General features: G+C 51.2%; 13 protein-coding genes and 1 tRNA gene. 3 read left to right on the top strand and 11 right to left on the bottom strand.

Annotation, left to right across the window (positions count from 1 at the left end; genetic code table 11):
- A partial coding sequence (locus H6F80_RS06985) for an NAD(P)H-binding protein (RefSeq protein ID WP_190790867.1) occupies positions 1-518 on the bottom strand: 518 nt, incomplete at its 3' end.
- A 465-nt stretch (positions 519-983) separates the two neighbouring features.
- Between H6F80_RS06985 and H6F80_RS06980 the strand changes: the two genes are divergently transcribed.
- Complete coding sequence (locus tag H6F80_RS06980) at positions 984-1,685, top strand: hypothetical protein (RefSeq protein WP_190790866.1); 702 nt, start codon at positions 984-986, stop codon at positions 1,683-1,685.
- Here the strand turns inward: H6F80_RS06980 and H6F80_RS06975 are convergent.
- The 5 genes from H6F80_RS06975 to H6F80_RS06955 form a co-directional block, all read right to left on the bottom strand.
- Complete coding sequence (locus H6F80_RS06975) at positions 1,668-2,357, bottom strand: hypothetical protein (RefSeq protein WP_190790865.1); 690 nt, start codon at positions 2,355-2,357, stop codon at positions 1,668-1,670. The genes H6F80_RS06980 and H6F80_RS06975 overlap by 18 nt on opposite strands.
- 624 nt (positions 2,358-2,981) lie before the next feature.
- Positions 2,982-3,749 (bottom strand): DUF4340 domain-containing protein, encoded by a 768-nt coding sequence (locus H6F80_RS06970; protein ID WP_199296421.1) that lies wholly within the window; start codon positions 3,747-3,749, stop codon positions 2,982-2,984.
- Between the two features lie 39 nt (positions 3,750-3,788).
- A complete protein-coding gene (locus H6F80_RS06965) occupies positions 3,789-5,537 on the bottom strand; it encodes a GldG family protein (RefSeq protein ID WP_190790864.1) in 1,749 nt (582 codons plus the stop codon).
- Positions 5,538-5,617: 80 nt separating this feature from the next.
- Entirely contained in the window at positions 5,618-6,418 is an 801-nt protein-coding gene (locus H6F80_RS06960) for an ABC transporter permease (protein WP_190790863.1), read from the bottom strand.
- Positions 6,419-6,430: 12 nt separating this feature from the next.
- Positions 6,431-7,456, bottom strand: coding sequence for an ABC transporter ATP-binding protein (locus H6F80_RS06955; protein WP_190790862.1), 1,026 nt, complete (start codon positions 7,454-7,456; stop codon positions 6,431-6,433).
- An 828-nt stretch (positions 7,457-8,284) separates the two neighbouring features.
- Between H6F80_RS06955 and H6F80_RS06950 the strand changes: the two genes are divergently transcribed.
- Together H6F80_RS06950 and H6F80_RS06945 are read left to right on the top strand one after the other, a co-directional pair.
- Positions 8,285-9,190 (top strand): bifunctional 3-deoxy-7-phosphoheptulonate synthase/chorismate mutase, encoded by a 906-nt coding sequence (locus tag H6F80_RS06950; RefSeq protein ID WP_190790861.1) that lies wholly within the window; start codon positions 8,285-8,287, stop codon positions 9,188-9,190.
- A gap of 217 nt (positions 9,191-9,407) precedes the next feature.
- A complete protein-coding gene (locus H6F80_RS06945; RefSeq protein ID WP_190790860.1) occupies positions 9,408-10,649 on the top strand; it encodes a sensor histidine kinase in 1,242 nt (413 codons plus the stop codon).
- Here the strand turns inward: H6F80_RS06945 and H6F80_RS06940 are convergent.
- From H6F80_RS06940 to H6F80_RS06920, 5 genes are all read right to left on the bottom strand, one after another.
- Complete coding sequence (locus tag H6F80_RS06940; RefSeq protein ID WP_190790859.1) at positions 10,627-12,435, bottom strand: glycosyltransferase family 39 protein; 1,809 nt, start codon at positions 12,433-12,435, stop codon at positions 10,627-10,629. The genes H6F80_RS06945 and H6F80_RS06940 overlap by 23 nt on opposite strands.
- 65 nt (positions 12,436-12,500) lie before the next feature.
- A complete protein-coding gene (locus H6F80_RS06935) occupies positions 12,501-13,742 on the bottom strand; it encodes an aminotransferase class V-fold PLP-dependent enzyme (protein ID WP_242067206.1) in 1,242 nt (413 codons plus the stop codon).
- A 160-nt stretch (positions 13,743-13,902) separates the two neighbouring features.
- Positions 13,903-13,974: transfer RNA gene (locus H6F80_RS06930), tRNA-Asn, on the bottom strand.
- Positions 13,975-14,155: 181 nt separating this feature from the next.
- Complete coding sequence (locus H6F80_RS06925; RefSeq protein ID WP_190790857.1) at positions 14,156-14,728, bottom strand: NYN domain-containing protein; 573 nt, start codon at positions 14,726-14,728, stop codon at positions 14,156-14,158.
- Positions 14,729-14,964: 236 nt separating this feature from the next.
- Entirely contained in the window at positions 14,965-15,639 is a 675-nt protein-coding gene (locus tag H6F80_RS06920) for an energy-coupling factor ABC transporter ATP-binding protein (RefSeq protein ID WP_190790856.1), read from the bottom strand.
- Between the last annotated feature and the right edge of the window lie 81 nt (positions 15,640-15,720).

The following is a 15,720-nucleotide window of genomic DNA, read 5'->3' as shown; positions in this document are numbered from 1 at the left end:
GCTTCGCCCTGCTGTTTTGCATCCAGGACACCAAAGGCGTTGAGTACCGTATAGGGAAACTGGGTTTTGTGTTCCACGCCGCAGGAAGAAACAAAGACAAATCGCTGAAGATAACTTGGAGCTGCCTCAACCACATGGCGCACGCCGTCCGCATCGACAATTTGGGGACTATTTTTGGCGTGAGCATCCCGGTAGCCTTTGTCCAGGAGAATCTTGCTCCACTGCTGGAGCGTTTGCAGCCCTTTCGCTTCGGGGAGGTCAAACTGCCAACGAGCCGAAGGAAACGCGGTTGTTCCAGTGGCGCAAATCAGATGGGTAATGCCCAGCATGGCAGACGGCAAGGTTTCAGGCTGACGAATATCCCCGATTGCCGCTTCTACTCGATCGCCAAACAGTTTTTCTGCTTTCTCTGCACTGCGCGTCAAAACCCGAACCGGAATTTCTTTTTCCAGCAGCTTTGCCACCGCTAACTGTCCCACGCCTCCGGTTGCACCCACCACCAGCACCAGATCTGCCACGATCGCCTTCCTCCTGAAATTTTGGTTTCTAATTCTTCGATCTACGTCAGCTTAGAAGGATTGCTCCAGCGGCGAATCTGCTGAACGAATTAAGTTTTGCTGAATGAAACCCTGAAGGATTTGTAGGATACGTGCGATCGATCTAGCACCTATCGAACTTTCTCACCGGAATGACTAATCTTGTTGCCCTTGTGCCCGTCGAGCATGGTAATGGGCTGCGGCTCCCGAATTGATGGTTCGCAAAAATGTAACGAGAGAACCTAGTGCTGGAACATTGCTAGAAAATAAGGAATCAACCCCTTTGCAGGAGTCATCACAGCAGTAATCAGCTCTACGTCTCAACTTAAAGTCCCCCCTTGCTCTTTCAAAGCAGCAATTTACAGATGGGGGATTCAGGAGGCAATGTAGAGACTCCAAGACTCCTCAAACAACCTTTTTTCACCTCAATTCATTTGCGACCCATCCATGCTGACTCCCTTCGATCGCCAAACTCAATCCCACCATTTCAGCCCATTCGCTTTCCTCACTAGACCCAAACGCCTCATGCTATGGGGACTAAGTGGAATCACCTTACTGCTGGTGAGCTGTCAATCTGCGCCTCGCCCCCTCCCGGCTCCCGCTACTCCTTCAGAAACACCAATCCAAACCGATACGACCTCGTCCACTTCCAGTCCATCTGCGTCGAAGCGGTATGCGTTTCCGCAAGCAGGGTTCGGCTTTGTCTATCCCGCAGATTTTGCGATTGCCGATCCGGTCGATAATGCTTCTGATGGACTCGTGCTGCTAGAACTCTGGCAGCAGAAAGTGTATGACGACATCGTGGCCGGAAAGTATGAAGGCGGAACCGAATATCCGTCCAGTGTCCAAGTCGTCGTCGATCGCAATCCCGATAACCTGGATTTACAAGCCTGGGTTGAAGGTCACTCCAGCCGCTTCTCGCAGCCAAAAGACTTTCAGGCGCGATCGATCGCTGGTCAAAACGGGCTGAGCTTTCGTTCTACTGGCTTATATGAACATGAAAACGTAGTGGTTGCTCATCCCAGCGGGGAAGCAGTAATTGTCATCAGTCTGGCGACGATCGGCAATCCAGAAGTGGATGAACCCAATCGACGAGCATTCACCGAGATTGTGAACAGCTTAGAGCTTGTCTCACCGATTCAATCCTGAGCCAGAATATTCAGGAGATTTGGCGCGAAACATCAGCAGCGGTGGACGAATGCAAAGATACAGCAGCGGTCCAAACAGGGGAATGAACGCAACCAGCCCATAAAGCTGTGAGTCATTACGTAGCCCCCGTCGCGCCATATCATCGGTCAGCAACGTGGGATAGGGAAACAGCAAACAGAGAATGCCAAATGCCAGCGTCATTGCGTGGATAAAGCGATCGCTCTGAAAAACTTGAACAAACGCTCCCCAATCGCCAAAGAACAGGGCAAATCCCAGCAAAAACAGCGTACTGCCCGTCAAAATCAGCCCTGTGATTGGAGAATCGAGCCACTTTAACCAGGCATCCTTTTCACCGGAAAACTGCTGATTGGGTTCGCGCAGTGCCAGATAGGGAACCAGGGATAGAAATCCAGTTCCAACTGAACCCAGCATAAATGCCCAGGCGGGTAATTTTTGCATTCTACCGTCTGAGAAGATCAGACAGCTATAAATCAATAGCCAAATGCCAATCATGCTAAACAGCGAAATCGTCACCGGATTGATCGCAGGTATCTGTCCCTTGAGAAGCGTTTGCACAGGTTCTAACAAATTGACCCGCAGCGGCGGCGCAAACAAAAACACATAGGCAATAAAACCTAGCTCAATCAACCAGAGAATCAGTCTACGCAGCATTATCCTCCTCCCTTTTCATCGTCCTCGATGGCTTGCTTCTCAGATGCTTCGCAGTTTCCCTTGTGGGGTAATTGCTTCCCTTATTGTTCAGAGTTTATGCGACGAAAAACACTGCCAGAGGGAAGACGTGCAAGCTCTTTGATAACCCACTAAGAGGACTGTCTGAGGAAACGGTGACTGCAATTTTATTCGGCGATCGATCATCAATAAATCATCAATGAATTATCAATAGAATATGTATAGTTTCTGCTGCCACATTAATAATTGGTAATTTATTGATACCTTGACTTGAATTTATTTATTAGAGTCATCACAAAAAAATCAATTTTGTCTATCTATTATTGTTGGTATATCAGTATATTTTGCCTTCGATTGGGGTTAACGAATCACCCAAAAATTTTCTGAAAGTCACTTTTGCATAAATTTAGTGAATTTTAATCAAGCAATAGGGTTTACAGACTATTGATGATTATCTGTAAGTTGATGATTGTCTGTAAACATAGCGATCGTTTCTCTGGCGATGCGTTTAGTTGGGCAATCGAGAGATGCAGTAGGGTAGGGAGTTGAACCTGACCATCTACCTGGTCGATCGCCTGCTGTGCGTCAGAAGAAATTCAAGACAAACTATGGAGAAGACGGAGAAGAGTTTGGAGAAGGACTCGGAGCGGCTGGACTTGCAGGAGACGCTTCAGGACTCGGAGAACTTGCCGAACTCGGTGATGCATCAGGGGATGGATCAGGTGACGGCTTTGGAGATGCTTCAGGACTCGGAGAAGATGCACCGGGAGATGGGCTGGGAGACGCTGCGGGTGCAGCCTGCTTTTCCGCTGCTGTTTGTTTCCATTCTGCTAAAGGACGATTGACTGCATTCTCAAAGCTGGGAGAAACCAGGCTTACTTTTAGATCGGCATTGGCGTCGGTGGATGGATCAGCTAGCGCGTAGAGAAAACTGCGGTTAAAGTCATATTCCCCTACAATCAGGCGATGGGTTTCCTGGTTGTCGAGCGTGACTTCGATCGCTGCAAACGGCTGATGAAATCCATACTGTTCTCGCTGTGCTGCCGGAACTGTAAACGTCCGATCGCTCGTGCCCGATGTCATTAGATCCAGCAGAAAGGCGATCGAGGCGGCACTGGCAGGGGTTTGTTCAGGTTGCTGCATTTGCCAGATTCCCTCAGCGTCACGCTCAAACTTAAGCGACCGAAGGGGCGTCGTGAGCGACAGCGTTTTAACCTGCTTTTCGGTGAAGGCAAAGAGATCGCTAGGTTCGCTCTGGGAAGCCTGCTGACCCTGTGATTGATTTTGAGGCTGATTTTGTACCGCCACCAGCGTTACGCCACCCAGCAGTAAAGCAGTGAGCAGCAGCAGAAAAGTAGAGGGTTTGATCTTCATTGCTTCTGCAAGTTCAAGGAATCGGATCTTAGAGAACAGTTATCGCCGCTTCCACCACACCAGTCCGGCAGCAGCAAAAGCGATCGCAGGCAGCAGCGCAAGCGCAGTTCCGGCGGCAGACATCTGCTGTTGAGGAGACATCACAATCCGGCGATTTTTCACTTCTCGCGGACGAATCGCCAACACCTGATCGTCTTGCTGACTCAGCCAGCCCAGCGAGTTCAAAAACACATCGCTGTTAAGCTGCTGGGCAAATACGCCGTCTGTTGCGAAGCCAGAGTTGCCAATCACCACCAGGCGAGATTGTCCCTTATTTTCGCTGGCTGCTGGATTGGGGCTGGGACTGGCTGCTGGACTAGGGCTGGCTTCCGGGCTAGGACTCGAACTGGAACTGGCACTGGCTTCCGGGCTAGGACTGGCACTGGGGCTGGCACTGGGACTGGCACTGGGACTGGCACTAGGACTGGCACTGGGGCTGGGACTGGGACTCGGAGCAGGGCTTGGAGCTTCTGCCTGTACCCCCCGGCTCAGGGCATAGCCGATCGCAAATGGACCCTTTGGATCGGTCGCTGCATCGAACTGAAGTTCACCATTTTCGGCAACGCGCTGGGCGGTGGTGCGATCGCTGGTAATCAGAAGACCCGTGGCTTCGATGCCCTCGACCTGCCGCTGCTGCACCGGACGCGCTAGAGGATAAAAGGAAATGCCGTTGCCAAAGCTGCGTGTGATCGGATGATCGCCATATTGATTAATAATCGTCACGCCCGGACCCAAGCCAGAAGCTTCTCCGGCGGGGTCAATGACAATGCGATCGCTCATCTGAAGTCCCCACTCCTCCAGCAGCGGATTGAGCTTGGGGTCGGTTTGCGGATCGATCAGCAGCATTAAGCCGCTCTTGCGCTTCAGATACTCCCTGAGGGCTTTGACTTCTGATTCGATCAAGGGACGCTGGGGACTGGCAATTACCAGCACAGCAGCATCTGCCGGAACCTGCGGGTTTTCTGCCAGGTTGAGCGGCGCGCCTTCATAGGCTTCTTCAGTAAGCCGCTGGGATGCCTGCAAAAAGCCGCCCTGTCCTGCTTCTAGCTTGCGTTCACCGTGTCCCTGCAAGAAGTAAACCTTTTGCGGCTGGCTGTTGGTGATTTGGGCAATGCCGTTGGTCAGCCGTCGTTCTGAAAGTTTTTGCTCTGGAGTCACGGTCTGCACAGGTCGGCGGTTCGTTCCCGATTCAACAAATACATCGCCGATCGTCTGCACTTTGTATTCTCGCGCCAGTCCCGGTTCGCGCTGGGGGTCGATGTACTGATAGCTGAAATTAGAGTTGATTCGCCGATAGTTATCGAGCAACTGCTGATCGATCGGATTGGGTGTGGGCGAAAAAATCGTGGCTTTAACGGGCTGTTGAAGCTGCTGCGCGATCTCCTGCGACTGAGGAGCAAGGGTAAAAATCTGGTTTTCCGTCAGGTCAACCCGGCTGTTAAACCGCACTGCTAGAAAGTTCACCATGCCCAAAATGGCTAAAACGGCAAGGGCAGACAGCAGCGCATTGGTGCCAATTTGAGTCGATCGCCTACCCCAAAAATTTGGCTGCTGATAAATCAGAAATACTAGCCACAGTCCGAGGAGAACAAATCCAGCGATCATTAGTCCAGATGGAATGCCCGCCCAGTTTCCCGCTACGATTCCTGCGGTCGCACCCACAATCATCAGCACAGGACCAAGCCAAAATAGCCACTTGAGATGGTTCCAGTTCAGTTGCTTCCAGTTCAGTCGTTTTGTCAGCTTCATGGACATCTGAGGAAATAGGGAGAGACAGAGAAATAAACCTGTTTGTATGGATGAGCCGGAGGGAAACTGCGATCCCCCAACTAGCTACGCTGGAATCGAAATGCCTCGATCGACTGTGCCGTGAGAAATAGCCCCAGCACAATGTAGCTGAGAAACACAATCAAGCTACTGCTGTCTACAATGCCCTGCGTCAGGTTCGTGTAGTTTTTCACCAGAGACAGATGACCCAGCGCATTACCTACTGGACCACCGATCGCGTTAGCGACCAGATCTACGACCCATAGGAGCAAAATCAGCCCGAACGTGAGAATTGCCGCCAGAATTGTGCTGTCCGTCAGCGAAGAGATAAACATCCCCAGCGACAAAATCGCCGCCCCCATCAGAATCAGGGCAAAGTGGCCCAGCAGCATCACCGTGGGCGACACAGGCGGGTCAGCAGCACTCAGGGCGATCGCTTGATACACTAGCAACGGCAGCACCAGCGTTGTAAAAAACGTGACCACGCCCAACAGCTTGCCCAGCGCGACCGCCCAGTTTGTTACCGGAGAAGTTGCTAGAAGTTCGATCGTGCCCCGCTTGCGCTCTTCGGTGTAGAGCCCCATCGACAAAATCGGCAGCACAAACAGAGCCAGCGAGCCCAGTACCCCCAAAAACACCGTGAGAAACTGATAGGCAACGTCGATCGGCGGTTCTGTAATTCCTACCTGATCGCGCACTGCTACTTGAGCAATTAACCCTTCGGGGCTAAGCAAAATCGACACAAAGAAAAAGCCGCTCAGCAGCCAGAACACGCCTGCAATGATGTAGGCAAAGGGAGAAGCAAAATAGCTTTGCAGTTCCCGCCGATAGATTGCGATGATGTTGCTTAATACGATTCCCATTGCCGCTTCTCCTTATATCGCCGTACCCGTTGCCGAATTAGACTCGCTCTGTGCTGCTGCTTCTCCGAGGGCTTCTTCTGAAATCGTTTCTTCGGTCGTCAGTTCCAAAAACACTTCTTCCAAACTCACCTGCACTCGCCGCATTTCGTGTAGCCCCCAGCCTGCGGAGACGATCGCCGCTGCAATATCGCGTCCTACATGATGTCCAGCCTGGAGTTCTGCGTCTAATGTCAGACGATATCGGCGGTGCGTCCCCGGTAAAGCCTCGTCTGCAATGACCTCAACTGCATTAATCGGGGGCAACTGCTGAAGCTGCTGCTGGATCAAAAGTGGATCGCCTTCGACCTCTAGCTCATAACCCGCCCCGCCCGTGAGCTGTGCCATGAGCTGATCGGGTGTGTTCATCGCGACTACCTGCCCCCGGTTGATAATTGCCACCCGGCTACAAGTCATACTTACTTCTGGCAGGATATGGGTCGAGAGAATAATCGTATGCTCTCCCGCCAGGCTCTTAATCAAATTGCGAACTTCGATAATTTGACGGGGATCAAGCCCAACCGTGGGTTCATCTAGAATAATCGCGGGCGGATCATGCACGATCGCCTGGGCAATGCCGACTCTCTGACGAAATCCCTTCGACAGCTTGCGAATTAAAACCTGTCGCTTGTCCAACAAGCCGCACCGCTTCATTGCTAGCTTTACCCGCGTGGGACGATCGCCTGCCGAAACCCCCTTAAGCCGACCGACAAAATTCAGATAGCCCTCCACCGACATATCCGGGTAGAGCGGCGGATTTTCGGGCAGATAGCCAATGCGCTGACGCACTGCCATCGAGTCTTCATGCACCTCAAAGCCAGCAATTCGGGCTGTGCCGCTGGTCGCAGGCAAATAGCCTGTCAAAATTCGCATCGTCGTGGTTTTCCCGGCTCCGTTTGGTCCCAGGAAGCCCAGAATTTCGCCTTTCTCCACGGAAAATGTGATGTCCTGGATCGCGGAAGTCGTGCCGTAAATCTTACTCAGATGGTCTGCTTCAATCATTCTGCTTTTGTTGTGCTTCAGATGGTTCTGCTTCAGATGGCTTGCTTTGGTTATTCTGCTGCAATCATAAGCGACATGATCGGGAGGGTCGGAGATCGCCAATTCAGGTCAATTCGCATTTGTTCGGCATCTATAAGGAGATTTGAGAAGGGTTCCAGGTTCTGCATTGTCCCCTAAATTCCTGACAGGTGGGAAACTTTGAGCGTTAAAACCGATCGGCTCGGTTTTCCTAGAATTAGGGGTTAGGGGGGCGGATCGAGTTGCAGATACAACGCTTCAAACATCCTCTTTAGACGGAATTCTCCAGAAATTCCCTGAAATCTTCCCGGAAAAGAACTGCACCGCTAATCATAAGGCGATCGGACAAGTTCTAACCAAAGGGAATCCAACCGTGTCAGATCTTAACGATATTTTCCTGCAGTTGACTTGACGAAGTTTTGATAACTTTGTTACGATTAGCAATAGAATAAAGTATTCTTAACACAAGTTCGCAGCGCAAGCTTGCAACACAAGTTCGCAGAAAGGATCTTCTTTTCCTATGGGTCTGGCAAATCAGTCTTACTTTTATTGGTTTAGCTTTACCACGGCTCACCGGGGGTAATTCCACTCAGTTAGGGAACCTCTCGATGAGCCGCAGAACTTGAAAGTCTGCGGTTTTTGTTTTATCTAGCTTCTTCGATTAATCACACTCGATTCGCACCGATGACGACTATGCCCTACACTGTTTGGTTTTTTGGCTTTTACTTTTGGACCAGGCTCACGTCCGGGTAAAGTCGTCATGCAAAAGTCGAACCCTACCCGGACAGCCTCAAGGCTCCGGGTTTTTTAATGCTCCTTCAGTCCCATCTCTCACTCAATCCCCAAAACTCCACCATGCAGAAAGCAAAACTTGTCCTCAAAACTTCCGCTCAGCCTCAAACAATCGTCCATTTAAGCGAAACTGTCACCGTTGGCGGTTCTGATTTGCTGATTGTCGGCGGACCCTGTGCCGTCGAAACCGCGGCACAAATGGAAGCAGTCGCCTGTCGCCTCGCTACGGGTCCAATTCAGGCAATTCGCGGCGGGGTGTACAAGCCCCGGACTTCGCCCTATGACTTCCAAGGACTCGGCATCGAAGGGCTGAAGATTCTGGCATCGGTGCGCGATCGCTACGGACTGCCTGTGATTACCGAAGTGATGGCAATTTCCCAAATCGAAGAAATCGCAGCTTATGCCGATGTGCTTCAGGTTGGCAGCCGCAATATGCAAAATTTCGATTTGCTCAAGGCACTGGGACAGGCAAACAAGCCGATTCTGCTGAAGCGCGGTTTGGCAGCGACGATCGAAGAATTCGTCATGGCAGCCGAATACATCATGAGCCACGGTAACCCGAACGTCATCCTTTGCGAGCGCGGCATTCGCAGTTTCGATACCTACACTCGCAACGTGCTGGATCTGGGTGCAGTCGTCGCATTGAAGCAAATCACTCACCTGCCCGTGATCGTTGACCCTAGTCATGCTGCCGGAAAGCGCGAACTCGTTCCCAATCTAGCAAAAGCGGCGATCGCTTGCGGTGCAGATGGCATTATCGTTGAGTGCCACCCGGAGCCGGAGCAGTCTGTTTCGGATGCGCGTCAGGCACTTTCGCTTGAGGAAATGGTGAATCTGGCGCGGAGTCTGGAGCCGATCGCTCAGGCTGTGGGTCGTACGATAGTTTCTGGAACCGGGAATGTACCCCGGTTTTCTTTTGTCTAAATCGCTTTTGTCCAAATCGCTTTTGTCTAAATTTCTCTTGCTCAAAAACAACTGCCAGAAATAACGAAATGAAGGACGTAGGGCGATCCATCTCTGTCTGAATTAAGATGCGGAGCGATCGCAACACTGATATCCTACTGAGAGTTTGCAGGGTTGGATTTGAACGATATCTGACACTCTGCGCCTCGCCCAAACGCTTCAACTCGCCCCTTTCGGCATGATTGACTTCGGTAAATTAATGCACCAGCAAGCCGATACCATTGTTCAGCAGTGGGTCGAAGCGGTGCGTCAGGATGAGCAAATTCAAACTACTGGCGAACTCACCTACAAAGCCATTCAAAATAGCTTGCCTAAAGTGCTAAATGCGCTGGCAACGATTTTGTCTGAGGAAGAACGCAGCGACGTGCAAACCCTGATCGAAACAACGCTAGAACATGGCATAGTCCGGGCGGATCAGGGGTTCGATCCGGGTGAGATTGCGCGGGAATATCGCCTGCTGCGATCGATTATTTTTGAGGTGATTGAAGCCGAGCTGCTTCAAGCTTCGGCTGCCGAACTGCTGCGTGCGGTCAGGTTAATTGACACGGTGATTGATGAGGCGATCGCCCGCTGCTTTCAAAGCTATACCGAGAGTCGGCTGCATGAGTTAGAGCAGCTTCAAAGTCAGCTTAAGTTGACGAATCAGGAATTGACCCGCCTCGTTCGCGCCAGCAAAGCTAATCTTTCAGAGCTTGCCCATGAGCTAAGAACGCCCCTCACTTCGATTATTGGCTACTCGGATCTGTTTTTGCGGCAGCATCGACAGGACGGTAGCACCAGAGACTCGGTTCCTAATCTAGAGAGTATCGATCGTGTTTTACAGGCAGGACGACAGTTGCTCCGCCTGATCAATGATTCGCTGGAAATCTCGCGCTACGATGCAGGACAAATGCAGCTTCAGCTCAGTCCGGTGAATATTTGTGAGCTGGTGCAGACGACGGTGGACATGGTGCAACCTCTGGTGGCGGCTAGAAATTTACAGCTCCAGTTTGACTGTGATCCCGCTCTAAATCATATTTTGACTGATTCTCTACGGCTTCAGCAAATCGTCACTAATCTGCTGAGCAATGCCATTCGCTACACCGAGCAAGGTGAAATTCATGTCATTTGTCGGGCGGAGGCGATCAATCTCCTAAAAGGGAAAGCGGATTCTCCCTGTTGGAGCCTGACAGTTGCAGATACCGGGTTGGGCATTGCCTCAGAGGAGCAGCAGCGCATTTTTGAACCCTATGTACAAAGCAATTTGCAGAAGCTCCGCGACAGCGAAAGTACGGGGTTGGGATTGGCAGTTGTTTCCCGATTGGTGAAGCTGTTCCAGGGCGAAATTCACCTCGAATCTCAGTTCGGCATTGGCTCTACCTTTATCCTGACTTTTCCGCTTCTGTCTCCCGATGGCTCTACTTTAGCTTCGATGTCTTGACCCTGCCGCGACAGCGATACATCCGATAACGGTATCCATCAACTGATTCTGGCTCTGTTTTTGCCGCACAACGCTGCTTTTTAAGCACTCGATCGACTAACCCTGGCTCTACCTCATGAAAATTAATTAGCCATAGATCGATCGGTGTTGTGACTTCGCTTAAAGTTTTGTCCAATGTTTCTGCAACTGTGCTGGTGCTGCGCGGAGTATCGTGCGCCAGAAGAAACCGCAGATCGATCGGCAGCGTTTTTCCTGCTGAAGTCGCCTGGGAGCCAGCCTGTTCAACTGCCAGAGCAACTCCCATCAACCGCCCGGTTTGCCCATGGGTGCGGTGGGGAATCGCAATCAAAGTGCTCTGCGAGGAGTGCCGCAGAATATCCTGTGCAACCACATCCGGGCGATGAACTTTTTGATAGCCCAAATTGAAAACAACGGTCAGTCCACCGACTAGACTCAAAAGCCCGATTAAAAGAATGGTTTTGCGTCTACTTACGCGCAGCAGCTTGAGTAGGGCGATCGACACTTGATCAGCACGGGTTTGGGCAATCTCACGAACAACATTCCACCCTGCCGCCAGACCTGCCGCGATCAGGGCAACCGTCCCCGGAAAGTAAACAAAGTTGTAGCGAAACGCGCCGGTCAACTCTGCCTCAAAAAGATAGGTGATGCTAAAGAACAGTAAAATTGCACTGATGACAAAGCAGCCCAGCACCCAAACGGAAAGTCGGGTATCCCGATCGACACACTGCACGTTTAGCCCCCAGAAGACTTTGGGCAGTGTCCACAGGGTCAACATCAACAGCCCTGCTCCCGATAGGACAGCGATCGTCTCTGAAGGGGACTGGATTGGTAACAGATAAATCATCGAAATCCAGCCTGCCACTGCCTGACCGACCGGCTCTAACCAGGCAAATCCACTGCGCTCGCCTCGATAAATCCAGCGCGTTAGCTCCCCATCCTGAATATTCAGCAGCACCGGAAACCAAACGATTCCCGTGCCCGCAGTTCCGGCTGCCACAAGCCAGATGCGTTGCCAGTGGACTGAAGGATGCCAGATTCCTCCTTCTCGCCAGCTCTGCACCAATCCCAGACAGGCAATGACGACGGCTTCGGCAATCAGGGTAAAGGTAAAAAAGTAATGGCTCGCAATGCCCAACCCGTTGATCAAAATCCAAACCCAGCACACCCAGTAGGGCAACGCAATCCGATCGCGAATCGTGCGGGTAGCCACAATCAAACAGCAAAGGGAAGCAATAATCCAAAGAATTGGCAGCGTATAGTGCCGCGCTTCTTGAGCGAGATAAACGGCAAACGGTGAAACTGCCATCAGCCCGGCTGCTACCTGTCCCACAATCCGCGATCGAAACGCCAGCCGGCCTAGCCAATAACTTGCCGGAATCGAAGCAACGCCAAACAAAACCGACAGTGATCGAGCTGCCCAGGCGGAAACCGTTCCAAGCTGATTCGTCGGAAAAAGCTTCAGCCAAAAGTGGCTCAGTATGAAATACAGGGGCGGATGGTTACTCTCGCTCAGCAGCGATTGCACGACCTGATCCACGCCGGTTCTAGATTGCGGGCGCAGGGGCTGCAAAAGCTGATCGGCTGTAATCACCTGATCGAGCGGCACGGTCAAAAAACGATTGCCCAGGCTAAAGACGATCGTAGAAAACTCATCTGTCCAGAGCGGCTTTGCAGCAAGCTGAATCAGACGCAAACCCAGCCCCAATGCTATTAGAAACAGCAAAAGCCAGAGATGCTGCCGACCATGATTAAACGCCGCTTTCACGCTACGCGGGCTCCTTTAATGCGATGACTGCCCCAACCATGAAAACTTTTCCTGAAACTTCTCCCTTAAACGGGTTTGGGTTGACTCGATGCGGATTCTGCCAGCAGCGTCAGCAAGGCTTCAGCGAGACGATCGTAGTCCGCCAAACTGTTATAAAGCTGAGCTGAGATGCGAATCAGAGCGTTGCTTTGCAGTTCCCCCACGAAAGAATCGGCTTTACCCTGCCCGAAAACACGCTGCCAGGGAATCAAGGGCACTTCAATCTGAAAGCGATCGAACAACTGATGCTGTACCCCTGAGGCCAATTTCCCAGGTAAAGGAATCGCTGCCATTGAACCAACCAGGGTGTCGGGACAGGGAGGCGACACACTCAAGGCATGACAAAGAAGTTGACGCGCCCTGATTGCCATTTGATGATTGCGCTCTATGACGGCATTCCAGCCCCCTGGTAAGAGGGAGTCCATAAACTCAACTGCACTTGCCACACAGCAATAGGCGGTTGGGTCGTCTGTGCCTGTCCAATCAAACTCCAAATGAAAGCGCGATCGATCGGTCCGAACTGAATTTGCACCATGACTGATCACAAGCGGGCGAATCAAGGACTGCTTTGCTTCGGAAACATAGAGAAAAGCAGCTCCTTTCGGCGCACATAACCATTTATGACAGTTCCCTGTGTAGTATGTTACCCCTAATTCCTTCAGGTTGAGTGCCACCATTCCGGGGGCGTGTGCCCCATCGACCAAAACATCCACCCCTGAACCGCGAAGCTGCTGTGCGATCGATTGAATTGGAAAAATCAGCCCGGTCTGGCTGGTAATGTGATCCAGCAGCACAATTCGAGTTTTGTCAGAAACTTGTGACATAACAGCGGTGATTACCTGCTCAGCAGACGCTAACGGAAAGGGAACTTCTGCAACCACCACCGTTGCCCCAGATCGCTCCGCTATAAAATCCAGCGCATTGCGGCAGGCATTGTACTCATGATTCGTCGTCAGCAGCTCATCCCCCGCCCGCAAAGACAGCGATCGCAGCACTGTGTTCACGCCTGTGGTGGTATTGGGAACGAAGACCAGCTCTTGTGGCGTTGTTCCGATGAACTCGGCTAGCCGCTCACGCGATCGATCCAGCAATGGCTCATAGGCATCCTCAAAAAAGCGCAATGGCTCTGCCTCAAGCTGCTGTCGAAAAATTTGCTGCTGTTCCAGAACGGCGATCGGACAGGCTCCAAAAGAACCGTGGTTCAGAAACGTGATATTGGGATCGAGTGACCAATGATGGCGCCAGGGGGATTGAGGTTGCGTACCCAAATCTATCCCTGTCTGTCTTTTGTCGATTGATTTCATGGATGGCGATCGTCAACTTTAATCGTCAGCTTTAACTTTAAGTTGACAACCTATCATCCTTCTCTCACTGATCTAGCAAAACTTAACTGATCTAGCGAAATTTATTTTGATTGAATTGACTTAACTCCCCAGGCTGGATTCGAACCAGCGACCAATCGGTTAACAGCCGACCGCTCTACCACTGAGCTACTGAGGAATGCTCACGCGAATCTAATAATAGCCAGAAAAGCCTGAATTTGGCAACCACTTTTCTAAAATTTTTTGCTGAATGCAGCGGAGGCAACCAAATCAGAGCGAGAACCCAGCTTGATTCAGACAAATTTACAGACAAACTTATTCAAACAAATTCATCTAAGCAAAGCTTTCATCCAGGAAAACTAGCTTTTTTTCCGATCTTTGCCAAATCTCAGGTCGGCAAGACGCTGCTGAGCGGCAGGATCAAGCCCACTCGCTAAGAATCGACTGGTCGATTGCTTTTGTTGCCTGTGGGTTGTGCGATGCTGCCGTCGAACTCTGGCAAACATTAGCTCAACTTCTGTCTGAAGCTTTTGCGCTGACATCCACTCTGCCCCATAGCCGACCACGGTCAGCTGCTGAGCGCGATCGGAGGTTGCCACAATTAGCCTCTGACTGAGTTTACGCGGGTCATTGCGAAACAAGGCACAGGTTTTCTCAATATAGGAGTCTGCGGTTTGGCGATAGTCGGTGTAGCAGATACAAAGATAGCTGGTGATGACCTCGCGACTGCCCGGTGTGTCTTGATACTGAGCATCAAACACAACATGAGTATCAAAGCTGTGATAGGAGCTGTAGTCCATCAGGCTATGCAACAGCTCACGCCGCGCTTCCTCTAACCCATGTCGATCGCGGGTCTGCTTTAAGTCTGACCAAGCACCGATTACGTTATAGCCGTCAACTAGGAGCAGGGCTTGGGGAGGGGAAGAAGGCATAATTTACATTGGAGGGCAATGGGTAGAAGCTATTTTATATTCTTATATATTGTCATTCATGATTGCAAATTGTAAACCAGGAAGAGAACGACCCGCTTCGATTTCTTCTCATCATTCATTACAAATCGTTTTTGGGAATTGCTTGCCGAAGGGTGCTTGCCGTAGAAAGGGTCTGACCGAAGGCTAGAAGAATACTTGAAAAGCTTCTTACTTAAAATCTTCCTCAGAATCCGCGCTCAGCTCCTCATGCTAGTCTGCATCAGTCTTTGTTTCAGCCGAGTCGGATCGCCCTGATCCGCCACTTTGCCTGCTTCTAATAAAAATGCGCCATCACAATAGTCAAGCTCATCTAAACGGTGCGTTACCCAGAGTGCCGTCATGCCTCGGCTCCGCACCAATCCCTGAACTTGCCGCACCAGATCAAGCTGGCTATCAGGGTCAAGTAAAGCGGTCGGTTCATCGAGCAGCAGCACTTCACAATGGCGGGCGATCGCTCCTGCAATGGCAATCCGCTGTTTCTGTCCGCCGCTCAAAGCATAAATAGGGCGACGCTGAAGTGGCAAAAGATTCACAGCGTTCAATGCTTCCTCAACCCGCTGCCGCACTTGCCTAAAAGACAGCTTTTCTTCAACTAGACCAAAGGCAACATCTGCCCCCACTGTCGGCATCACGAGCTGATGATCAGGATTTTGAAAGACAAATCCAACCGGAGGCTGCACTTCAACGGTTCCAATCTGGGGCTTTAGTAGCCCGGTCAAGAGTTTCAGCAAGGTTGATTTGCCGCTGCCGTTTGTGCCCAGCAACATCCAAAATTCGCCCTGCGGCACTTCCAGCGAACAGGCTTGCAGGACGGGAGCTTCCTTGAGCCACTGAAAAGAAACGTCCTGAACAACGATCGAGGGTTTACCCATAATTTGGCTTGATACTTAACGTTACCTAGTTACAAGGAGTGGGGTGGCGATGTGAAGCAATTTCTCTTCGAGGTAATCGCC

This window comes from Leptolyngbya sp. FACHB-711, from assembly GCF_014695615.1.
GTDB lineage: Bacteria > Cyanobacteriota > Cyanobacteriia > Elainellales > Elainellaceae > Leptolyngbya_A.
Note: the sequence above shows the minus strand (reverse complement) of the source record. Positions and strands in the feature narration are given on the sequence as shown.